Source organism: Methanomethylovorans sp. (genome assembly GCF_041305605.1).
In the GTDB taxonomy this organism is placed as follows: Archaea; Halobacteriota; Methanosarcinia; order Methanosarcinales; family Methanosarcinaceae; genus Methanomethylovorans.
In genome coordinates this window covers 12861-35587 of record NZ_JBFYLB010000017.1, presented here as the reverse complement: position 1 = coordinate 35587, position 22727 = coordinate 12861, and the positions used below count along the sequence as shown (strand labels likewise).

Sequence of the window (22727 nt, the reverse complement as noted above, 5' to 3'; positions counted from 1 at the left end):
ATGCGTCATGATATTGACAGGTTTCCTGACAATGCATTGAAAACAGCAAGAATAGAACAGGAACTTGGGATCAAAGCAACCTATTATTTCCGATCTAATAAGGGTGTATTCCACACAAGGATAATTAAGCAAATTAAAGAAATGGGTCATGAGATCGGGTATCACTATGAGGTGCTGAGTGAGACCAACGGTGATCAGGAAAAAGCTATCGAGCTTTTCCACTCTAATCTGGAAAAGTTAAGGCAGATCTGCGATGTTAAAACTATCTGCATGCATGGAAGGCCCCTTTCAAAGTTCGATAACCGTGATCTCTGGAAAACCTATGATTACAGAGATTATGGTATAGTAGGAGAAGCCTACTTATCCGTAGGTGAGGAACTGAATTACTTTTCCGATACCGGCAGATGCTGGGGTCTTAAGGACAATATGAGGGATTACATTCCAGGAAATGCACAGCAGATCGACATTGATAGAACCAACGACCTGATGGAACTGATCGAAAGCAAAAAACTAAACAATCTTTATATTCTTACGCATCCGGAAAGATGGTCATCTAACCTTTTTTCGTGGAGTGCATATTATTCGATGGACCTTGCTGTTAATTTTGGAAAGAACATTTTGATCGAATACTCCGGGCGAAAGAACCGCCTACACGCTAATCGCAGTTTATCGATCACTGTTGACATTGAAGATTGGTATCATATCCCTTCTGTTTGTGGATCTGATTTTTCAGTGTATAAAGATGTTAAAGAATTCTTTGAAAAATGGGACGGAAGATACGACTACTTAAGCGAGCCGACAAAAAGGGTCCTGGACATCCTCGATGAATTTAACATGACTGCCACATTCTTTATTGTAGCGGATGTTGCAGAACATTATCCGGGTTTGATCGAGTCCATTGCTTCAAGGGGTCATGAGATCGCATGTCATGGAGCTGATCACAGGTGCAGTATCAATCCAAACACAAAAAAGCCGCTACTGACAATTGAAGAATTCGAGCAAAGTACGATGGAAGCAAAGAAGATACTAGAAAAGGCTTCCGGACAAAAAGTAATTGGTTTCCGTGCACCAAACGCAGCAGTGACAGGACAAATGCTTGATTCACTTAGAAAAATGGGTTTCAAGTATGATTCATCAGTATCTGTGAACTCTTTGTATAATAAAACAGATTCTTCTTTGAATTTGGTTTCTACAGTTCCTTATTATCCGGCACAAGGCAGTCTTGAACCTGCTGCTACCGGGGACCTTGTCGAGTTCCCATGGTCCTTCTACAATATAGGAATAAAAATACCTACCTCAGGTGGACCAATGTTGAGGTTCCTGGGTGCAAACCTTATCTTGAAAGGGATCAGGCAGAGTTTGAATAGGGGACATACTATATTTTACTTCCATCCGATAGATATCAGCAAGGAAGACTTCCCCAAAGTGGGGAAAGGACGCCCCTTCTATTGGATAATTAAAGGAGATATTGTTGAACATAGGATCCGCTATATACTAAAGAATTTAGATGACGTGAAGGTAGTCCCATTGAGAGATCTGGTCGATGATCTGAAACCAGTGGGTGATTCCCAATGTTAAATTTTAAGGACCTTGATTTTACGACCGAAAAATTCCGTCAGCTCTGTTCTGCGGTAGCTGATAACTATACTTCCATTACCATAGAGCAATACCTGAGTGCTGGCAATGATCTGCCAGAGCGTTTTGTTTTGATGCGCCATGATGTTGATGGGAAGGCAAAGCCTTCACTGAGGACAGCACTTATTGAAAAGGAATTTGGCATACACGCAACTTACTATTTCAGAGCTAAAAGAAATATCTATGTCCCTGAGATCATACAACGGATCGAAGGAATGGGGCATGAGATCGGATATCACTATGAGACTTTGAGTGACTCAAATGGTGACTATGAAAAAGCAATAAAGATGTTCGAGGAAGAGGTACATAGGTTCAGAAACATCTGCGCTCTGAAGACCATCAGTATGCACGGAGCCTCTCTATCAAAGTATGATAATAGAGACCTTTGGAAAGTATACGACTTCAAGGATTTTGGAATTATCGGGGAAGCTTATTTATCTCTCGGAGAAAACCTCAATTATTTTACTGATACCGGCCGAGGCTGGAACTCAAAGAACAACCTGCGAGATTTTATTCCGGGCAGGAAGCAAAAGTTCTTTGCCGAGACAACTGATGACCTTATTAAATTGATTAAGAGTGGTGAGATGGATAATCTATACATCACATTGCATCCGGATCGGTGGACATCAACTACTTTTAGGTGGGTTTTATTCTGGGTACAGGACCTTGCATTTAATTCCGCAAAGAAGGCATTGAGGATGATGAGGAAATGAAGGTATTTGAAAAAATTCGTCTTAAATTGATATTAAAGCTTGGCTTTAAATATTACAAAGAGGATAAATATCTTATAAAAACCTGTTTGCGTTCAGTTGAAAATAAGCACCCAACGGTCCTTGATGTTGGTTGTGGGACCGGTCATCATTCATTCATGTTTGAGAGATATGGTGCTAATACAATTGCTTTTGATTATGACGAAGGTAAGATCAAGAAAGCAAATGAGAATAAAGCCCAACGTAACTCAAAAGTCCAATTTTTAGTCGCTGATGGCCGATATCCGGAGAAATATTTTACCGAGAAGTTCGATATTATATTCATGGCCGGTTTTTCTATATTTGCTATCAATCTGGATAAAGGTATCATGAGAAAATATCTATCAATGCTTAATGAAGGTGGTAGACTTGTCATGGTCCACAATTCCAATTTAACAGGTCTGGTCAGGAATACAGATTGGCGGAATCATAAGAAAGAGGAAATGTTTTCTTTCTTTGAAGATGTAGGCGGAAAGGTTGAACAGTTCTATTTCTATGACAGGCATGTTACTGTAAAAATATTACGTAGTTTTGCCATTACAGACATGTCGACTAGAGTGCATACTCTGGTATCCAGAATTACAAAGTTACCATGTGCTTTGGTCTTTATTGTAAGCAATAATAAACATTGATTTTATATATAATAAGAGTGGATTATTTATAACGGTGAAGGCATGAGAATACTTTTTAACATAGGGCATCCAGCTCAAGTTCATTTTTTCAAAAATGCGATGAAGATACTTGAAAATAAGGGACATGTTTGTAAAATGACAGCAGTTTCCAAAGAAGTATCTTTGGTCTTATTGGATGCATATGGAATCAAATACGATGTTGTCGGGAGTGCAAAACCATCTTTTTTTTCAAAAGGTACGGAATTACTCAAGATAGAACGCAAACTCTACAAGATCGCACGGTCCTTTAAACCTGATATTCTGGTTGGCGGAGTAGGGAATGCATATATTGCTCACCTTGGTAAAATGATAAGGAAGCCTTCTATTGTTTTCGATGATACGGAACACGCAAAGATCGAGCATATGCTGATGGACCCGTTCGCAACTGTGATATGTACTCCATCCTCTTTCACGAACGATCTTGGAAAGAAGCAGGTCAGGTACAATGGATACCATGAACTCGCATATCTTCATCCTAATTATTTCAGGCCTAATCCCGCTGTCTTAAAGGACCTTGGATTAAAAGAAGGAGATCCCTTCATAATACTAAGATTTGTTTCCTGGGATGCAGATCATGATTTTGGTCATCATGGAATAGAGAATAAGATCAAGCTGGCAAATGAACTTGAAAAATATGGAAAGGTGTTCATCACTTCAGAGATAGGCTTGGTTCCTGAACTGGAAAAATACAAGCTTAAGATCGCTCCTGAAAAATTACATGATCTACTCTATTATGCAACTTTGTGTATAGGAGAAGGAGCAACAGTAGCAGTTGAGAGTGCTCTTTTAGGCACACCGGCAATATATATATCCTCACTGATAGGAACTATGGGCAATTTCATTGAGCTCGAAGAAAAATATGGACTTATATTAAACTATAATGATTCTACTAAAGCTCTGGATAAAGCAGTTGAACTTTTACAAAACCCAGGCCTTAAAGAAAACTGGAAGAGAAAAAGAGACAAATTACTGGAAGACAAGATCGATGTAACTGCATTTATTGTCTGGTTCGTTGAGAACTACCCCAATAGTTTTAAAATGATAAAAGAAGATAAGGACATACAGTATAAGTTAAAAATTTAATGAACATCGGGATAGTTAAGACAGTACATATAATTTAAAAACGGGTGTTACTGATGTTAGAACGGGACTCAGAGCTATGGGACTTATTTACTAAAAAGGAAGAGTATTCACCAGACAAACTGGACAAGCATAACAGGTTTAGTTATGCTATCAGTAAGCATAAAGATATTTTTGATCCGGCTGTCTCGAAATTCCTATTAGCGGATGGTTCAGATATCAAATATCCGGAGGACAGGAAATTTGCTGTTTGTCTTACTCACGATATTGATGATATCTATCCTCCTCTGCGGCACATGCTTGTATCCTCGCTGTATAGTATAAAGCATCTCAATTTTAATGATATCAAATCTCAGACCTTATGGATTATCAAAGGAAAAAAGCATTCCCCGTATCTGAATTTTAACCATATAATGGATATAGAGAATAAGTACGATGCAAAATCCTCATTTTACTTCATCACTGCACCAAAAGATCCACTGCGCTTTCGATATAACATAGAGGACATAGAACACGAGTTAGGAGAGGTTCTGGACAACGGATGCGAAGTTGGATTACATGGCGGCTACTATGCATATGACAGTTTTGAGAACATAAAAAATGAAAAAGAGAGGCTTGAAACCGTTTTAGGTAAAAGGGTAATTGGTTATCGCAATCATTACTTAAGGTTCAAAGTTCCCGATACATGGGAGTTACTAGTGAAAGCCGGATTTAAGTATGATACATCTTTCGGATATGCCGATATGATCGGGTTCAGGAACGGTATGTGCCATCCCTTTAAACCATATAATTTAGATAAGAATGAAACCATCGATATACTGGAAATACCGCTGGTAATTATGGATGGTACTTTGTTCTCTTATTCAAAATCGTTCAATGATGCTTTTGAGAATGCAAAAAGACTCATAGACACAGTTGAAAGATACAATGGTGTGATCACTATCCTATGGCATAATAATACATTCAGCTGGCCCGCTATGAAATACTGGGAAAGGTTGTATGAAAAGATACTGGAGTATTGCCACAGTAAGAATGCATGGATCACCAGCGGTGAAGAGATCTGTAACTGGTGGGAAAAGGAAGGCAAATTACCAATATACTAAGCATGTTCTTAGGACCGAGAAATATAAGAATACGGTGATATATTTCTAAGTAAATACTTTGCTCTTCGTATTAAATTATAGATTATGGACAAAAAGCCTGCAGTGGGTGTCTTCTTGGATCTGAATGAAAAAAAAGCATTGTTCTTGCTCCAGTCATACAATAATTTTCAAAAAGAATCTGTTAACAGCACATGCGGATATTTTAAGGAATGCTCTGCACTGGTCCGTTCAAATCCGATCTCAGAGATCCATAAATATGTCCGTATCCCCTTTCTGGCCTTTCTGGATAACTTTAAACTCGATTATAAAATAGACCTTACCAATATTCCTTCAAATTTAAGAGTATACCCAACACCAATTCTATACGCTCCTATTAATTCACAATACAAGAAACTAGGCCAGAAACATTTTGATGTTGCAGAGAAAGCAATTAAAGAACACCAAATTGAATTTGATCTTGTTCACTCGCATTTTACATGGTCTTCCGGGCATGCAGGGGCAAAACTGAAGGAAAAGTACGGCGTTCCTTTTGTTGTAACGGGGCATGGATACGATATTTATGAGCAGCCTTTTAAAAGTGATGAGTGGAAAGAAAAGATAGAATACGTACTGAACTCAGCAGATGCCATAATTACGGTAAGCCACAGTAATCTGGCTTGTATCCGAAAACTCGATGTTAAAACTCCTGTTCATGTTCTACCCAATGGTTATCGAAGTGATCAGTTTTACCAGATGGATATGGAAAAATGCAGGAGCACATTAGGTTTACCTTTGGATAAAAAGATAATAGTCGCGGTAGGAAACCTCCTGAAAATAAAAGGACACAGATATCTGATCGAAGCTATGGCCGAAGTTGTCAGGCATAGAACAGATGTGGTTTGTTTCATTGTTGGCGGTGGGGCACTGGAAAAGGAGCTCAAAGAACAAATAAGAGCGACCGGCTTACAGGACTATGTGAAACTTACAGGCAGTAAACCGCATGGTGAGATCCCCCTGTGGATGAATGCATGTGACATATTTGTACTTCCCAGCCTGAACGAGGGAAATCCGACAGTTATGTTCGAGTGCCTGGGATGTGGAAAGCCATTTGTGGGAACAAGAGTTGGCGGAGTTCCCGAGATCATTGTCTCGGAAGACTATGGATTACTGACCGATCCCGAAAATCCAGCAGGGTTAGCGGAAAAGATCTTATCGGCACTGGATAAGAAATGGGATAAAGCTAAGATCAAAGAGTATTCCTCCCAATTCACCTGGGCAGAGATCGCAAAGAATATTGCGGAGATCTATAAAGGCCTCTTTTGAAGATTTAAAGTAGACCTATTGTTCAATATCTGACATTTTTGCTCCTTCATGTAAGATACTGATTTATAAATATATTCCTGGTATTTTTTCTTTTTTCCTCATGTTCTGGCAGTAAATGTAATTCTTCACAGGCATAAAATGAGTTCAAGCAACAGATTTAAATAAATTCTCATAATCTCTCATATTATACCCTTATAAGCATATGACAAGTGCTTCAGGTATTTGAGATCCCGGAAAAAGAGAGGTGATGATATGCAATTCCAAAACCCCCAGAAGCAAAAACCAAAGATAAGTAAAAAAGCATGGATATCTGAAACAGCCATCATAATTGGAAATGTGAATATCGGTGACAATGTCTTCGTGGCGCATAATGCTATCATCAGGGCGGATGAACCGGGCTCTTCCATAGTTATCGGTGATGGTTGTAATGTGCAGGATAACGTGATAATCCATGCCCTTTCCCATTCTCAGGTCATGATTAGTAGTAATACATCCCTGGCTCACGGGTGTATCGTGCATGGGCCATGTCACATTGGTGAAGGATGCTTTGTGGGTTTCGGATCTGTGGTATTTGACTGTACGGTCGGTGATGATACCCTGGTCATGCATAATGCAACCGTGCGCAAGATCACTGTCCCCGGTGGGAAAGTGATCCCGGACGGTATGGCTATAACTCAGCAGCATGCGGTGGGAGATCTGGAAGACATCACTTCGGAATTGGCGGAATTTAAAAACTCGGTAGTCAGGGCGAACATAAATCTGGTGAAAGGATATCAGGCTCTTTCAATGGAAGTTGAATGCGAGTACTAAAAAGAGACAGTAGCACAGTTTTATCGAAGGATCAGTACATGACTTTTATTAAATGTACTTTCCTTCCATTTTATCCATGATCGTTTTCCCCTTGTCCGTAAGGATATACTTTTTCCATGTAGTTTTTGTCGGGGTCAGGCATTCGATCAGTCCCATATCCTCCAGCTCTTTTAAGGCGCGGCTGATATTCTGGGTAGACCTGTTGTTCTCATGTGCAATATCAGAAGCATTGGCAACTGTGTGCTTTCTCATGTATTCCATGAGTATAAGGCGCCTATCAACACTTATTATCCATTTGAGCAGTTCATCCATTGCCTTTTCGTTCATGAGCTTCCCATCACAATACTGCTGATATACTATTAGATGATAGATGTCATCCGGAAATTACGATTATCTATGCTATGAATGTTAGTCCTGTATGATAAGGAAAGGCATTAATGTGCATTCCGTATATATTAAACATAGTGTATGCCCTGATCTAACATAATAAATCTCTGCGACTTATATCTGCTACAATCTATATAATCTAAACCATTATTTCCCCATAAGAGGATAGCTGATCAGGGTATCAGCCTATTACATAACATTGTCGGATCATTCTTTGTAAAAGCAAATTTTCTGGCAGCCATCAGTGATCACAGTGAGATGGATGAAGAACTGGTACGTGAATACATCATCTTTTCCAACGGATACTTAGCTGCAGAACCAGCCTACGGGCTGATATTGTAAACAATTTGTTCATCATGTATCAATGAAATCTATAGCATAAAAAATAAAAAAAAGGAATGGTCAGTAATTGACCAGTTCCGTTTCTTTGATCTTGTCCCTGAACAGTGTGTATGCCCAGAGCTGGTACAGAATAACTATCGGCACAAATACAAGAGCTCCTCCCAGCATAATAGTAAGGGTGAGCTGGCTTGATGCGGCCTGGAAGATATCTATTCCGTATTCGAGGGTAACAGAGGACTTTAGCATGTAAGGATATATGCTCACAAGTCCGCTCTCAACAACGAACAGTATCGTTCCGAGGTTACAGCAGAATGCCATGAATGCCTTTTCCTGTCTTGCAAAGACCACGGCAAGGATCGCAGTGATAATAGCGATAGCTGGCAGTACATACAGGAGAGGTGTGACCGAATAGTTAGTCGTAAAGCCTGCAATGCCCACAAAGGAATAGGCCAGGTAAAGCAAGGTAAATACAAGCACAGCGATAGTACTCTTCTTCGCGAGGTCAGCCGCTTTTCCAGCCAGAGGTCCTTCTGTCTTGACCTTGATCCAGAGAGCACCGGATGTTACACTGATAAGCACGAACAAAAGACCACCGACCAATGCATACGGAGTGAAAAGTCCAAGGAGTGTGCCCTCATAAACTCCCCCGGCAGCAATTGCAAGTCCCTTAAAGAAGTTTGCAAATGCGACCCCGAGAACAAGAGAGATCAGCAGGCTTCCGACAAACCATCCCCACATGAGGATATTCTGTATCTTAGGGCTTTCATCCTTGTGGAGATATTCCACGGAAATTCCCCTTGCGATCAGACCGATAAGCAGCAACATCATGGGAAGGTACAGGAACGTGAACATCTTTGAGAATACCAGCGGGAAAGCAGCAAAAGTGCCTCCTGCAGCCAGGATTAGCCATACTTCATTACCGCCCCAGAAAGGCCCCACTGATTTCTGGATCTGTATCCTTTGTTTCTTATCTCTTGCAATGAACGGGATCAAAAGCCCTGCACCAAGGGAAAATGAGTCTACGATGAAGTAAACGCCCCATATTACACACCACAGGACAAACCAGATAATGGCAAGCATGTCATGAGTCAGGAAATCCAGCATATTCAATCAACTCCTGTTGCATTGACCACAGTTTTCTTGATAAGATATATCTCAAAGACTATCAAAGCAAGATAGAATGCACTGATAAGCAGGGTACTGAACAATACCTCCGATACCGGGACCGACGAAATACCATCTGCGGTCTTCAGCAGGCCGTATACTATCCAGGGCTGCCTTCCTACCTCAGCTACATTCCAGCCGGCAATGATGGCAATGTACGGAAGCGGAATTGACCACATCATCAGTTTCAGGTACTTATCAGAATAGTACAGTTTTCCTGACTTCTGCAGATAAAGTCCTGCAAGAGCTTGTGCAATGAACAGAAATCCCAGTACAGTCATCAACTTGAAACTCCAGAACACCATCTCCACAGGCGGTAATTCATCCGCAGGTATCTGATTAAGTCCTGTTATCGTCCCGCTGAAACTTCCTGTATACAGGAAACTTGCAAGGCCGGGAATTCCCAGTAACTCGATACTGTTCGACCCTGTGCTTGCATCCGGCACCTGTATCAGATACATGGGCACCGAAGCTCCTGTTTCCCATATTGCATCCATTGCCGCTCCTTTTGCAGGCTGGATCTCAGTGACATATTGCGCATAACCATGACCAAGCACAGGAAGCAGGATCGAAGTAATGAGAGCAAGGACAATTGCTATCCGGAAAGATCTGCTGAACACTTCATTGTTGTTCTTTTTGAGGAAATGATATGAACATATACCTATTATCAAAAAAGCAGTCAGCAGATAGGCCGAAAGGAGAGTGTGCACCAGCATGTACCACACATAGCTGTTAGTAAGAAGAGCAAAGAAATCCGTCATTACCACCTTACTCCCATCGGCTAGAAGCTCATAGCCCACAGGGTTCTGCATAAACCCGTTGGCTGTGATGATCCACAATGCAGAAATATTAGTACCAAGGGCAACCATCCACATAGAAAATGCCTTCAGTTTCTGACGGTTGCGGTCAAGGAATATCCATACTCCAAAGAAAGTGCCTTCAAGGAAAAATGCCAATAACGCTTCCACAGCTAAAGGAGATCCAAAGACATCGCCCATGAATTCTGAATAAGCGCCCCAGTTAGTACCAAACTGGAATGTCATCGCAAGACCTGTGACAAGGCCTATTGCAAAGTTTATTTTGAAAATTCTACCCCAGAAATCAGCCATTTTTCTCCAGGTTTCATCCCTGGTTCTGTAATAGGCTGTTTCCATGCCAGCTACCAACAACGCAAGCCCCAATGTTAATGGGACGAACAAGAAATGGAATGCTACAGTTATGGCAAACTGGATCCGGCTTAATAAAAGCAATTCTACCATTCTTTATCCCTCTTTTGTATACTAACATTCTGTTAATTATCACAGTCCAGTGAGAAATCGGGATTACACCAACCACCCATTTTATTACTATTTAATTTATATATCCATAGTTATAGTTGCGTGCATTTGACCATGTTTTCAACTAGAGAGTGACATAAATCCCATAATAACAATAAAGGAACAGAGGCTTTGGTCTTTATCAGACCATAAGCCTAGCAGATCAATCTCTGCGCTGCAACAGCTCAATGTCTTCCATTACAGCCTGCAGGTCATCCTCATGTTCGATCTCATCAGTAAGGATCTGCAGCACAATGTTGTAGGTCACAGGATCTTTATCCTTGACCATCTGGAGGATATCGTTGTACACCTGGATGGCGCACTGTTCACCTTTGATGTTCTGCTCCAGTATCTTTTTTACAAAGGAATCTGTTGGAGCATCATAACCGCAATGTGACAACTTATCCCAGTCAGCCGGGGAAAGTACTGGTGTTCCGCCGAGCTGTATGATCCTGGTGGCAAGCATGTCGGCATGCCTGAGCTCATCAGCCGCGTGCTGTATCAGTTCGGCTGCAGCTTCTTCCTTCATTGGGCCTTTGATAACCTTTGCACCTACCCAGTACTGATAATAGGCAAACCATTCATCTGCAAGTGCCCTATTCAGTTCAGCCAGGAGTTCATTGACATTGATCCCAAGGATCTCTATCCCTTTAGTTCCCATTTTGTATCAGCTCCAGCTTATAGATAAGATACCGCTTAAGATTCTTTCTTAAAGCACATGAACCAATCAAGGCAATACTTACCTTCTTCCTTCTTCTCGACACGCTCTTTTGCAACGCCGCATGATCCTGGTGGTGGTATGATCACATCTTCCCCAGGTTGCCAGTTGGCAGGGGTTGCAATTCCTTCTGCATCTGATTTCTGTATTGCCAGCAGCAATCTCTTGATCTCGGCCATGTTCCTGCCGTTGGACAGAGGATAATAAAGAACTGCTCTTACCTTTGCTTTCGGGTCAATCATGAAAACCGCTCTTACTGCCTGTGTATTGGAAGCGTTGGGCTGTACCATTCCGTATTTCTTGGCAACGTCCATCCTCAGGTCTTCAATGACCGGGAAAGTAACTTCCACATCTTTCATGCCCTTGAACTGGATCTTCTCTTTGATGGTCCGAAGCCATGCAATGTGAGCATATATGCTGTCAATGGAAAGGCCAATGAGTTCTGTGTTGAGTTCCTTGAACTCATCCTGCATGGAAGCAAAGGTCATGAACTCAGTGGTACACACGGGAGTGAAATCTGCAGGGTGGCTGAACAAGATCACCCATTTACCTTTGTAATCTTCCGGAAACTTGATCTCGCCCATTGTGGTCTTTGCTGTGAACTTCGGTGCATCGTCGCCTATCAAAGGCATAGTTACTTTTTCTTCATCCATTTATATTCTCCTCCTTACATTTTTTACATATTCCATAGAAATTAGTGCTCATCGAATCGATATTGAATCCTTCTATCTCTTCGGCTATCTTCATTGAATAATCGAACAATTCTTCTGACTTAAAATCCTCCATCTTTCCACACTCTCTGCAGATCAGATGATGGTGTGGTACGAAATTTGCTTCAAACCTTGTGACCCCTTTTACATTCACCTCCTCAAGCAATCCTTTCTCAGAAAGGAATTTCAGATTCTTGTAGACCGTAGCCTTACTTATGCGCGTCAGTTTTTTCCTGACCCCGTCATAAACTTCGTCTACCGTAGGATGACCTTTGTGTTCACGCAGGAAAGCTATTATCTCCACTCTCTGATTCGTGTATTTCATGTCTGCTTTCCCTATGGTATCCATTGCCATTCCACCTGTACTTGCCTGTAAGGCACTTTTATTTAGATATAGATGATATCTAATACTAAATGATATTTGTTATTATTTAATAATTTCGTTCGATTAACATTGGGTATCGAATGAACTTAATTATCAATATTTCCTAGCAAAACCATCGATCAAATATTTGCGGAATGGTATAAATATGTTAGTGCTTTAGTATGCAAGTGAATGCATTTCCTATTACTCCTTTGAAGTCATATTAACTGCATACACGTCAGAAGATTGGTGTCAAAGGTTCAGTTTATATATCCACCTGTACAATGAAACCAAGATAAAAGATGAGCAGGATCAAGATACTTTCATGGAATGTCAATGGCCTTCGGGCTGCTTACAAAAAGGGCTTTATGGACATCTTTACGGCACAGAAGCCAGATATTCTTTGTCTGCAGGAAACAAAGGCTCAAGAGGATCAATTACCTTCAACTCTGCGCCATGTGGATGGATATAAAGTATATTTCTCCTCTGCAGAAAAAAAGGGTTATAGCGGAGTGGCACTGTACACAAGGAACGAACCTCTTGGGATTAGCTATGAGCTGGGAGCTCCTAAGTTTGACACTGAGGGGCGAGTTATAGCTTCTGATTATGGTGACTTCATGCTTTTTAACGTTTATTTCCCTAATGGTAAAGCCTCAAAGGAGCGGCTCGATTTCAAAATGGAGTTCTATGATATGTTTTTTGATCACCTGGATGCTCTTAAAGCGCAGGGTAAGAAGCTGATAATCTGTGGAGATGTGAACACAGCACATAAGGAAATAGATCTGGCACGTCCCAAAGAGAATGAGAAAGTTTCTGGTTTCCTGCCTCAGGAAAGAGCCTGGATTGATAAGCTAATTGATCATGGCTATCTGGATACATTACGCATGTTCAACGATCAGCCCGGCCAGTACACATGGTGGGACATGAAAACAAAGGCAAGAGAAAGGAATGTAGGGTGGAGGATAGATTACTTCTTTGCCAGTGATAATCTAAAGGATAGTATAACATCTTCCTTTATCCTGCCGGATATCATCGGTTCCGATCATTGTCCCATTGGTATCGAACTTAATATTTGAATACTATGGTTCTGTAGATATTAGAACTGCTACAGAAGCTGCTAATGGGAGAGATTAATAATCGAAGCCTAAAGAATGTAGTGCAAGTTCGCACTTTTTCCGAGATGCTTGAAAAGGCACTGGGACGTTACTTTAGCCACCATATCCCAATTCCTTGGCCTTATCATAGCATACTTGAGCTTCATCATATCTGCCAAGTTTATCAAGGACAGTACCTTTGTTATACCATGCATTTGCATACTGTGGATCAAGCTCTATGGCTTTATTTAATGCTTCGATAGCTTCTTCATATCTACCCAGATTATTAAGGACACCAGCTTTGGTATTCCATGCATTTGCATCCTGTGGATCGATCTCTGTGGTTTTATTATATGCATGTAATGCCTCTTCATATTTTCCCAGATAAGCAAGAGCATTGCCTTTGTTATACCATGCATAGACATTCCGTGGGTCAAGTTCTGTAGCTTTATCATATGCCTGTAGTGCTTCTTCAGATCTACCTGTAACAAAAAGGTCAACACCTTTGTTATTCCATTCAGTGGAGTTCAGTGTCCCTTCAGAAGTAACTTTTTCTGAACTTTGTGTGGTATTTTCAATAGCTTCCTCGCTACATCCAGCACAGAATATCGCAATAATCACCATAGTCAGAATCATAAATCTTTTAATCCACATAACATTCATCTCCGCTATTCAAAATAAGCTTTCAACGAAAATAAACATGCTCTTTACATCGTCACTTTGAGTTTTTACCAGAGAGTTTAAAAATCAAATTGGAAGAATTGATCATCTCTGTCAATGTTATGCAGTAATGCTGAAAACATACAAGTTCAGATTATATCATACAAACCAGCAAATTTAATATAAAGATATTACTTAGTAGTGCATTCTAGCAAAAAGTTACAGGTGAAAAAATGTGTAAAAAAGACAAAAATCATATTCCAGGATGTTGTTGTACTGGTCACGAGACAGAAGTTGAAAATAATCATGATGAAGGAGATATCGATACTCAACTATTGGCGGCATTTGAACTGAAAGCTGATATTGAGGCACTCTTAGATAAGAGTGAATGTGACGAAGAACAAAAACTGATTGCTACAGCACAACTTGTTGCTGAGATCATATCTGTTCGTCCGGATTCTCGTGAATGTGCATTTCAGTTAATGGAACTTATTGTCGATCTGATTCGGATAGAGGAAGAAGATGATGATGAAGAGTACGATTCGGACTAAGCATTCCATCGAATGCTTGTGAAATGCAAGAATGCTATTTCACTGCGTACTCTTTTTTGTCAACATTTTTGTGCATGTTCGGAAAAACGGCTCAATAGAAAACATCTCTTTTCAAGGAACTAATCAAATTGGCATTTTTACTAAATGTGTCCGCATATTGATCGACAACAATCATTTCAGGCTATGATGTTGATTTTTATATATTTTCTACAGGCCAATACTATATAAACTATATAAAGGTGGAATGGCTCTGTTCATGCAATTGCGTTTAGGGCCATGTCTACGGCTTCCACCGGGTCATTTGTCTTCATGGTACCATCAACGATCCATCTGGATTCAATGATAACGACCGGCTTTCCCATTTTAAGGGCTAACGCTATCTCTGAAAGAGTACCGTATTCTCCACCTACGGCTATCAAAGCATCAGAGGATGCAGCAACTATGGCATTGCGTGCATGTCCCATATTGGTCACGATCTGAAGATCAATGTATCTGTTGGCATCCTCGCGGCTGTTACCTGGAAGGATGCCGATAGTACTCCCTCCCTGTCGCCTAGCTCCACGGGCACAGGCTTCCATCACACCTCCCAGTCCCCCACATATAAGGACCACACCACGCAAGGCTAGTTCACGGCCTATTTCTTCCGCTATCATCTCAGTCTTATTGTCACAAACCCCGCCACCTATTACTCCTATCTGTATCTTTGCCATATAGTATCCTCCACAGGCTGATTAGTGTTATACGTATTCGGCCTGGATTTTAAGTATCCCCTTACTGTCCTTGGCCATGGAATATTCTTCAAGAGGCTCCCGGTTAAGCTCCAGAAAAGTATGTCCCCAGTTGAACTTAGAGAGTATGGAGGCAGCTTGTTCCTTGTATCCAAGTATGTAGAGAGAAGCAGCAAATGCTTCCACCGATGTAAGTTTGAACGGGCGGCCAAAGTTCACCGGATTGCCTGCAACAAGATATGGCAACGCTCGATGCTGCAGGTCAAGTATGAGCAATTGAGGAAAGACAGATTCGACATGTTCCCAGGAGCAGTCCAGTACAGTAAGCCCTTTTGTTATGCTATCAGCAGGAGAAAGAGCTTTTTCAGCCATTGGGTCAAGAAGGATGGAACCTCGGGGAATGGCATTCACCTTTTCCACGAGGTTAGCAAGCTTGAAGCGCACCATTTTCTTACCAGTGCACTTTTTAGGATCACACTGTCCGGCATGGTAAAGATATAGCCGAACTTCTCTTGACCTGCTTTTTTCCATAGATTGTTGATGGACTTTCCCATATATAGCTTGAGCGTAATTCAATAACTCAAATATTATAGTTATCTTTTTATATATTAATCACATATTTGTCTGTATAAAGTTTGGATTAAAAGTAGAAATTGATAATCAAAGTTGTGAATAAAATGGCTGCCAAAATATACACAATAACCTCTGGAAAAGGAGGGACTGGCAAAAGCACATTTGCTGTCAATCTGGCAGCAGCACTTGCCGGCCTTGCAAAAAAGACACTGTTGATAGATGCTGATATTGGTATGGCGAACATAGGTCTTATGCTGGGATTGGAGAATAGCAAGATCACACTACACGAAGTATTGGCGGATGAAGCGAATGTGGCTGATGCACTGTACGATGGACCGAACGGTCTTAAGGTTCTCCCCTGTGGTATATCTTTACAGGGCTTCAAAAAGGCAGATCTTTCCAGGCTCAAGGATATTATAGCCGAGGTTTCACCAAATTTTGAATTCATAATAATTGACACTTCCACAGGCATAAATCATGCAACTGCCACTTCCATTGAGGTGTGTGATGAGGTCTTACTGGTCCTTACACCCGAAATAACTTCTATTGCCGATGGTTCTAAGATGAGAGCATTTTCAATATTGTTAGGCAAAGAGGTCACAGGTATGGTACTGAACAGAACGATGCCAGTACACGATGAAATATATAGAGAAAAACTCGTGGGAGCTCTTGATCTGAAAATATTTGAAGTATTACCTGAAGATGTGAGCATACCCAATAGTATTGCAGGTAAAAGTCCCGTGGTCACAAAATATCCTTATTCGGAGATTTCTATAGCAATGAACAGGCTTGCAGCACTACTCTGTGGAATAAAGATGCCTGAACCTGAAGAAGGAAAGGGACAAAAAAAGCAAAAAAATGAAAAGAAGCGCATTGCAGGTGCAAAGTTGTCCTTCTCCCAGTCTAAAAAATAAGAGGTCATATCATGGGTCTTGCTGATGGAATCCAACATGATAGGAACACAGGTGAAGTTCATCTTCCAGTGTTGCAAGGGATCAATACAGGAGATAGGAATTCTAAACCTGAGGAAACTATCTCTCTTCTTTCCAGTATAAACAATGATGCTGTTTCTGATGATATCAGGGATGATCTGAAAGCCCGCATAGCAAATGATCATTCTCAATTGATCACGGGTCATAATATTGATTTTGGTGCAAACAATGAGTGGGAACAAAAAATAAGAAATGTTATCTCCAGCAAGGAGCTTAATGTAGACGCCAGCATAAAAGTACAAGAAGAGGAACAGGTTCCACTGCATCAGCGGTTAATAGCACTCATCTCTAACAACGGAGAAGAACAAGAAGAGGATTATAACATTGCAGTACATGGTCCCATTGTAGATTTCGGCATCCCCGAAGGAAGCAATTTCAAAGAGATCGAAATGTATGCTGTCAATCCTCCGTATGCTTATATAAGAATGGCCTATGATCCATTTGCACATGAATACCAGTATCAGGTACTTGAACCTCTGCTTTCGGAAGAAGAAAATAAACTGCTGGGTAATATAAAGCAACAGCTGATAGAGACTCTAGAGCTTAACCTGAAGGAGACCGATCACAAGAATGCTGAAAAATACCTTAGGGAGCATACAAAGAAATATCTTAGAGAATACAAGATAGACATCTCTGTCCGTAAAAAGGAAAGAGTGATGTATCACTTGATAAGGGATTTCCTTGGATTCGGAAGAATAGATGCTATCATGCGGGATATGAGGCTTGAGGACGTATCATGTGATGGCCCAAACACTCCCATATACATCTACCACAAGGCCTACAATTCAGTACCTACGAATGTGATCTTCACAGATGATGATGAACTTGACTCCTTTGCCATAAGGATAGCCCAGTTATGCGGAAGGCACATATCCATAGCAAATCCACTTCTTGATGCAACGATGCCCGATGGATCACGCATCCAGATCACCCTTGGAAGGGAAGTTACCACCCGAGGGAGCACATTTACCATAAGGCGGTTCAATGAGAATCCTATCACTCCGGCAAATCTCGTAAATTTCCACACTTTCTCCACGGCAATGATGGCATACCTGTGGATGGCTGTGGACTCGAGCAAGAGCATAGTGTTCGTGGGTGGTACTGCATCGGGCAAAACCACTGCAATGAATGCTGTATCTCTTTTTATCCAGCCTGAAATGAAGATCGTATCAATAGAAGATACAAGGGAACTTAACCTTTCACATCCCAACTGGATACCTGGCGTGACGAGAGAGTCCTTTGCAGGTGAAGAAAGAGGATCTATCCAGATGTATGAGCTTCTCAGGGCATCCCTGCGGCAAAGGCCAGAGTACATTCTTGTGGGTGAAGTACGTGGAGCAGAGGCTTATGTCCTTTTCCAGGCCATGTCCACAGGTCATACTACGTTCTCTACTATGCATGCCGATTCAGTGCAATCTGTAGTGCACAGGCTTGAAAATCCTCCTATCAACGTTCCAAGGATCATGATACAGGCTCTTGATATTGTTTCTATCCAGGCGCAGGTAAAAGTGAATGATGAGAGGGTAAGAAGATGCAAATCCCTTACGGAAATAGTGGGTGTGGATCCGAGAACAGGTGAATTGCTCACGAACGAAGTATTCATCTGGGATGCGGCAAAGGACAGTTTCCAGTATTCAGGTCGTTCATATATACTGGAAAGTATCATGGAGAACAGGGGATGGAACGAAGAAAAACTTAAGGATGAACTTAAGAAAAGACAAGACCTTCTTGAATGGGCACGTCTGAAAAAGATCAGTCACTATAAGGATTTTGCTAAACTTGTGGTGACATATGGCAGGGAACCTGAAACTATAATGAAGATGGTAAGGCAGGATCTGAATGACTAATATCTATTTCAATGTAGCCTATGAGATATTCGGGAAATATTATGATAACCGAAGGCTTGAGTATTATGGTCTTCGGTTGAACATGCTCAGGAACCGAATGAGCATAGGCTATGACATGTACATGTCTGGTGCTGTACTCACTGCTTTTGCATGTATGCTTTTCGCACTCATTGCTGTTAACCTGCTTTTTTATTTTATAGGTGTGCCTGATCTCACAGGATCCAGAATTACTGCTCCTCAATGGATGTTACAGTTCAGTGAGTACAAGAAAGTAGCCATATGGTTCGCCATGAACGCTATCACAGCAATCTTCGTTTTCACTGCTGTGTACAAGACATTCGTGATATATCCGGCCGTCATGGCAGGAGAAAGGAAGAGAGGGATAGAACGTATGCTTCCTTATGCCATTAACTACATGTCCTCAATGGCAGGGGCCGGAGTGTTGCCTTTAGAATTGTTCCGTTCTCTTGCAGCTAACGATATATACAGGGATGTGGCGGTAGAGGCAAGATATCTGGTAAGGGATATCGAAGTGCTTGGGCATAATCTTGTAACAGGGATGAGGAACCTTGCTCTGACGACACCTTCGCCTTCTTTGCAGGATTTCCTGCAGGGAGCCATCACGGTGGTCACATCCGGTGGAGAACTGGAGCCTTATTTCAAGATAAAGACCGAGCAGTATCTTATTGAGAACCGGCAAAAACAAAAAGAGTTCCTTGAGACTCTGGGATTGCTGGGTGAGACCTATGTTACAGCTTTTGTTGCCGGACCTCTTTTCATGATAGTTGTAATATCCATCATGGCAATAATGGGAGGAGCTGAAATGGTCTTCTTGTATCTGCTTATATATGCGATTATACCCTTTGGAAGTGCAATGTATATTCTGCTTATCAGCAGCATGACACCGGAGGCATGAGAATGGAATGGAAGAAGCTCTTTAAGAATGACTTCCCTGTGGATCCAAATTTTGATGAGGAAACACTCCGTCAGATGGAAGATGCTGCAGTACGTGTTGGACTGGAGAATTCTCGCAAGAATGTGCTATTTAAACAGTTCATAAGAGATCCGTACATGACACTCTGTACCTATCCGGACTATACATTCATTATTAGTACGCCTGTTGCGCTGGTATTCCTTATCATAGGTCTCGTACGAAACTGGCCAAACCCGATAATAGATGATGTGATCTTCTTCAGTGTTCTAATAGCTATATTCCCTGCTTCCATCATGTACCAAAAGAAGATGAAGCATATTACTAAAATAGAAGAATACTTGCCTACTTTCCTGAGGGATATTTCTGAGATGAGCCGTGCGGGTCTTACTCTCTCCAGATCAGTGGCCACCGTTGCAAAAGGAGAGTATGGAGAACTTTCTCCCGAAATAAAAAAGATGAATGACCTGATGTCCTGGGGAGTTTCTTTTGAACAGACATTGCTCACTTTTGCACACCGTATGAATACTGCTCTTATTGACAGGTCTGTTGCCCTGATCACTCAGGCCAGCAAGGCAGGAGGGCGGGTTTCCCAGGTACTGGAAGCTGCTGCCAGGGACTCTACTGAAGTGAAACAGCTCGAAAGGGAAAGAAAGGGTAACATGATAGTCTATCTGGTGATCATCTACATGTCCTTCTTTGTTTTCCTCTTCGTCATCGCTATGCTTGCAATGACCTTCGTGCCCACTATGGCAACAGCAGGTCAGGCTGCCACAGATGCCGGTGCAGGTGGTCAGTTCATGGGTGCTTTCAACCCGGATCTGTTCATAAGGGTGATGTTCCATGCATCTCTTGTTCAGGGATTCTTCAGTGGGCTTGTGGCAGGACAGATGGGGGAAGGAACAGTATCTGCCGGGCTTAAGCACTCCATAATCCTGTCGCTGATAGCTTGGGTCACATTCACCTTCTTTATCTAAGTTGACAAAAAGCGTTGAGGGCGTGCTCCCTCACTTTTTCAAAAAGGTCGTTTCCGTGTGTATCTATGCCAACTACAAGGGGGCCAAAGCGTTCTACCTCAAGTTCCCACACAGCTTCCGGCATTCCTAATTGTGGCCAGTGTACTGATCTGACCTTTTTTATTGACCCTGCTGCAAGAGCGGCACATCCTCCGGTATAGGCAAGATACACGCACTTATCCTTAAGAGCTTCAACTATTCCTTGCATGCCTCCCTTTCCAATTAGGGCACAAACAGCATGTTTTTCAAGCAGCTTTGGTGTCATCCCGGACATTCTGGCACTTGTGGTAGGACCTGCAGCGACTGCTTTCCACTTCTCTTCTTCTTTGACCATCAGAGGACCACAATGATAAATTGCCGCACCTTCAAGGTCAAAAGGCAGTTTTTCATCTCTGTCATCCAATTCCAGTATGTGAGCATGGGCTTCATCCCGTGCGGTGTATACAGTACCACTTAAGTACACAACATCGCCAGCAATCAGCTTTTTGATATCCTCTTTTTTAAGTGGTGTGGATAACTCATAAGTGCTCATGCTTTCCCTCCAGGACAACCTTTGCATGTCGATTAGCCCAGCACTGTATGTTCACTGCCACAGGCAGTGATGCAGTGTGACAATATGCCTGCTTTACATGTACAGCAAGTGCGGTTGTACTACCACCCATGCCCATGGTACCTATTCCCAGGCCATTGATGTCCTTAAGCAGCTCAAGTTCAAAAGGATCCATATTGTCCATATCCATCAGAAGAGCTTGCTTTGCAAGTCTTGCCGCCTTGTCAAAGGAACCTCCGATGCCTATTCCCACAACGATAGGGGGGCAGGGCATTCCTCCTGCTTTAAGCACAGTCTCCAGTACGAATTCCCTTATTTTAGAAATTTCCGTGGGATTGAACATGCGCAAAGCGCTCATGTTCTCAGAGCCCGCACCCTTGGGAGCTACTGTGATGCTAAGTCTGTCTCCTTCTGCAAAACTATAATTGATGTCCGGCAGGCCAATGCCTGTATTGTCCCCGCTGTTCTTCCTGGTAAGTGGAGATACGGCATTTGGCCTGAGAGGTACTTGTAATGTTGCATGGCGCACACCTTCAATGATAGCACCTTCAAGATCAAAATCAAGTGTCAAGGAACGGCCAATCTCTACAAAGAATACCATAATGCCTGTGTCCTGACACATGGGTACTGCCTGCTTTCGGGCCAGTTCAATATTCTTTAAGATAGCTGCAAGCTGTGCTTTGGCAGTTTCAGATCCTTCTACCTGATATGCATTTTCAATGGCAGCAATGACATCATATGAAAGGCAGGTCTCTGCTTCTCTTATAATGTTCACTGTTGCCAGAACCACGTCCTCATAAGTTATCCGGCCTGTCAAAGAACCACCCTGGAAAGCGCGTTGAGCCTCGCAGTTTATTGTTAATTGTTGCTGATCATTACTTGTTGTTAAGCTGAGCATAGACCGCTGCCGCGACTATTATGCAGCCGTATAGCCCGAATTTGATTGTTTTGATTATCATCACACCACCCATATATTAAGCTTAGTTTGCAGGACCACCATTGCAACAAGCACTGTTTTTTGGACCAGGTGCCGCTTTTTGTCCCTTCTACAACCCCTCTCTCTGATGTTCAACTATATTAATATTTCTAAAGCACGATAACTGTAAATTATCATTATGATGACACATGACCAATACGAATAATGCCAGAAGTAAATTAAAGAAATGATGGCTTACAATAGAAGAAAGAGACTTGTTTTATAGGTGCGGGAGAAGGGATTCGAACCCCCGAACGCCTGCGCGAGTAGATCTTGAGTCTACCACCGTTGGCCGCTTGGTTACTCCCGCATTCAGGATTAAGATAGCAGTAATACAGGTATCAATTATAAATCTAACTGTCCATAAAGTATCTAGCTAAACATATTCAACGGAAGATTCATATCCTACATCTGCTAAGTTCATCATTATTTAGCATGAAAAAAGGGTAAGAGGTAAT

At 41.8% G+C, this 22727-nt stretch carries 24 protein-coding genes and 1 tRNA gene; 13 read left to right on the top strand and 12 right to left on the bottom strand.

Annotation, left to right across the window (positions count from 1 at the left end):
- The 7 genes from ACCM36_RS01175 to ACCM36_RS01145 all read left to right on the top strand — a co-directional run bounded on the left by ACCM36_RS01175 (position 1) and on the right by ACCM36_RS01145 (position 7350).
- Positions 1-1578 (top strand): polysaccharide deacetylase family protein, encoded by a 1578-nt coding sequence (locus tag ACCM36_RS01175; RefSeq protein WP_370571865.1) that lies wholly within the window; start codon positions 1-3, stop codon positions 1576-1578.
- Entirely contained in the window at positions 1572-2348 is a 777-nt protein-coding gene (locus ACCM36_RS01170) for a hypothetical protein (protein WP_370571864.1), read from the top strand. Before ACCM36_RS01175 ends, ACCM36_RS01170 begins: the two co-directional genes overlap by 7 nt.
- Positions 2345-3016 (top strand): class I SAM-dependent methyltransferase, encoded by a 672-nt coding sequence (locus tag ACCM36_RS01165; protein ID WP_370571863.1) that lies wholly within the window; start codon positions 2345-2347, stop codon positions 3014-3016. Before ACCM36_RS01170 ends, ACCM36_RS01165 begins: the two co-directional genes overlap by 4 nt.
- A 42-nt stretch (positions 3017-3058) precedes the next feature.
- Positions 3059-4138, top strand: a complete 1080-nt coding sequence (locus tag ACCM36_RS01160) for a DUF354 domain-containing protein (protein ID WP_370571862.1) — start codon at positions 3059-3061, stop codon at positions 4136-4138.
- Positions 4139-4191: 53 nt separating this feature from the next.
- Positions 4192-5238, top strand: a complete 1047-nt coding sequence (locus ACCM36_RS01155) for a polysaccharide deacetylase family protein (RefSeq protein WP_370571861.1) — start codon at positions 4192-4194, stop codon at positions 5236-5238.
- A gap of 84 nt (positions 5239-5322) precedes the next feature.
- Positions 5323-6540, top strand: coding sequence for a glycosyltransferase family 4 protein (locus tag ACCM36_RS01150; RefSeq protein WP_370571860.1), 1218 nt, complete (start codon positions 5323-5325; stop codon positions 6538-6540).
- Positions 6541-6792: 252 nt separating this feature from the next.
- A complete protein-coding gene (locus tag ACCM36_RS01145; protein ID WP_370571859.1) occupies positions 6793-7350 on the top strand; it encodes a carbonate dehydratase in 558 nt (185 codons plus the stop codon).
- A 48-nt stretch (positions 7351-7398) separates the two neighbouring features.
- Here the strand turns inward: ACCM36_RS01145 and ACCM36_RS01140 are convergent, their stop codons facing one another.
- The 6 genes from ACCM36_RS01140 to ACCM36_RS01115 all read right to left on the bottom strand — a co-directional run bounded on the left by ACCM36_RS01140 (position 7399) and on the right by ACCM36_RS01115 (position 12342).
- Complete coding sequence (locus ACCM36_RS01140) at positions 7399-7677, bottom strand: winged helix-turn-helix domain-containing protein (RefSeq protein WP_370571858.1); 279 nt, start codon at positions 7675-7677, stop codon at positions 7399-7401.
- 462 nt (positions 7678-8139) lie between these two features.
- Entirely contained in the window at positions 8140-9183 is a 1044-nt protein-coding gene (gene cydB / locus ACCM36_RS01135; protein WP_370571857.1) for a cytochrome d ubiquinol oxidase subunit II, read from the bottom strand.
- Between the two features lie 2 nt (positions 9184-9185).
- Positions 9186-10502: a cytochrome ubiquinol oxidase subunit I gene (locus ACCM36_RS01130; protein ID WP_370571856.1), complete on the bottom strand. Its 1317-nt coding sequence runs from the start codon at positions 10500-10502 to the stop codon at positions 9186-9188.
- 220 nt (positions 10503-10722) lie between these two features.
- Positions 10723-11220: a ferritin-like domain-containing protein gene (locus ACCM36_RS01125; RefSeq protein ID WP_370571855.1), complete on the bottom strand. Its 498-nt coding sequence runs from the start codon at positions 11218-11220 to the stop codon at positions 10723-10725.
- Positions 11221-11255: 35 nt separating this feature from the next.
- The gene (locus tag ACCM36_RS01120; RefSeq protein ID WP_370571854.1) at positions 11256-11930 is read right to left on the bottom strand and encodes a peroxiredoxin; all 675 of its coding nucleotides are present in this window, start codon (positions 11928-11930) and stop codon (positions 11256-11258) included.
- A complete protein-coding gene (locus ACCM36_RS01115; protein ID WP_370571853.1) occupies positions 11923-12342 on the bottom strand; it encodes a Fur family transcriptional regulator in 420 nt (139 codons plus the stop codon). Before ACCM36_RS01115 ends, ACCM36_RS01120 begins: the two co-directional genes overlap by 8 nt.
- Positions 12343-12653: 311 nt before the next feature.
- Here ACCM36_RS01115 and ACCM36_RS01110 point away from each other — a divergent pair, with 311 nt between their 5' ends.
- A complete protein-coding gene (locus tag ACCM36_RS01110) occupies positions 12654-13427 on the top strand; it encodes an exodeoxyribonuclease III (protein WP_370571852.1) in 774 nt (257 codons plus the stop codon).
- A gap of 132 nt (positions 13428-13559) precedes the next feature.
- Here ACCM36_RS01110 and ACCM36_RS01105 read toward each other — a convergent pair whose 3' ends face one another.
- On the bottom strand, positions 13560-14069 hold the full coding sequence (locus ACCM36_RS01105) for a tetratricopeptide repeat protein (protein ID WP_370571850.1): 510 nt from the start codon (positions 14067-14069) through the stop codon (positions 13560-13562).
- A gap of 269 nt (positions 14070-14338) precedes the next feature.
- On the opposite strand from ACCM36_RS01105, the gene ACCM36_RS01100 reads away from it, so the two are divergent.
- Complete coding sequence (locus tag ACCM36_RS01100; protein WP_370571849.1) at positions 14339-14656, top strand: hypothetical protein; 318 nt, start codon at positions 14339-14341, stop codon at positions 14654-14656.
- Between the two features lie 254 nt (positions 14657-14910).
- Here ACCM36_RS01100 and ACCM36_RS01095 read toward each other — a convergent pair whose 3' ends face one another.
- Complete coding sequence (locus ACCM36_RS01095; RefSeq protein ID WP_370571848.1) at positions 14911-15366, bottom strand: TIGR00725 family protein; 456 nt, start codon at positions 15364-15366, stop codon at positions 14911-14913.
- Positions 15367-15393: 27 nt separating this feature from the next.
- Positions 15394-15915, bottom strand: a complete 522-nt coding sequence (locus tag ACCM36_RS01090; RefSeq protein ID WP_370571892.1) for a DUF367 family protein — start codon at positions 15913-15915, stop codon at positions 15394-15396.
- A 146-nt stretch (positions 15916-16061) separates the two neighbouring features.
- On the opposite strand from ACCM36_RS01090, the gene minD reads away from it, so the two are divergent.
- Genes minD through ACCM36_RS01070 form a run of 4 tightly spaced genes read left to right on the top strand, consistent with a single transcriptional unit; the run spans position 16062 to position 20704 of the window.
- A complete protein-coding gene (gene minD / locus ACCM36_RS01085; protein ID WP_370571847.1) occupies positions 16062-16871 on the top strand; it encodes a cell division ATPase MinD in 810 nt (269 codons plus the stop codon).
- An 11-nt stretch (positions 16872-16882) separates the two neighbouring features.
- Positions 16883-18796 (top strand): type II/IV secretion system ATPase subunit, encoded by a 1914-nt coding sequence (locus ACCM36_RS01080; protein WP_370571846.1) that lies wholly within the window; start codon positions 16883-16885, stop codon positions 18794-18796.
- Positions 18789-19712, top strand: coding sequence for a type II secretion system F family protein (locus tag ACCM36_RS01075; RefSeq protein WP_370571845.1), 924 nt, complete (start codon positions 18789-18791; stop codon positions 19710-19712). Before ACCM36_RS01080 ends, ACCM36_RS01075 begins: the two co-directional genes overlap by 8 nt.
- A gap of 2 nt (positions 19713-19714) precedes the next feature.
- Complete coding sequence (locus ACCM36_RS01070; RefSeq protein WP_370571844.1) at positions 19715-20704, top strand: type II secretion system F family protein; 990 nt, start codon at positions 19715-19717, stop codon at positions 20702-20704.
- Here ACCM36_RS01070 and ACCM36_RS01065 read toward each other — a convergent pair.
- The 3 genes from ACCM36_RS01065 to ACCM36_RS01055 form a co-directional block, all read right to left on the bottom strand.
- A complete protein-coding gene (locus ACCM36_RS01065; protein ID WP_370571843.1) occupies positions 20697-21275 on the bottom strand; it encodes a FumA C-terminus/TtdB family hydratase beta subunit in 579 nt (192 codons plus the stop codon). The two genes, ACCM36_RS01070 and ACCM36_RS01065, sit on opposite strands and share 8 nt — an antisense overlap.
- Positions 21262-22110, bottom strand: a complete 849-nt coding sequence (locus tag ACCM36_RS01060) for a fumarate hydratase (RefSeq protein ID WP_370571842.1) — start codon at positions 22108-22110, stop codon at positions 21262-21264. The genes ACCM36_RS01065 and ACCM36_RS01060 overlap by 14 nt, the downstream gene beginning before the upstream one ends.
- 386 nt (positions 22111-22496) lie before the next feature.
- A tRNA-Leu gene (locus tag ACCM36_RS01055) sits at positions 22497-22579 on the bottom strand.
- Between the last annotated feature and the right edge of the window lie 148 nt (positions 22580-22727).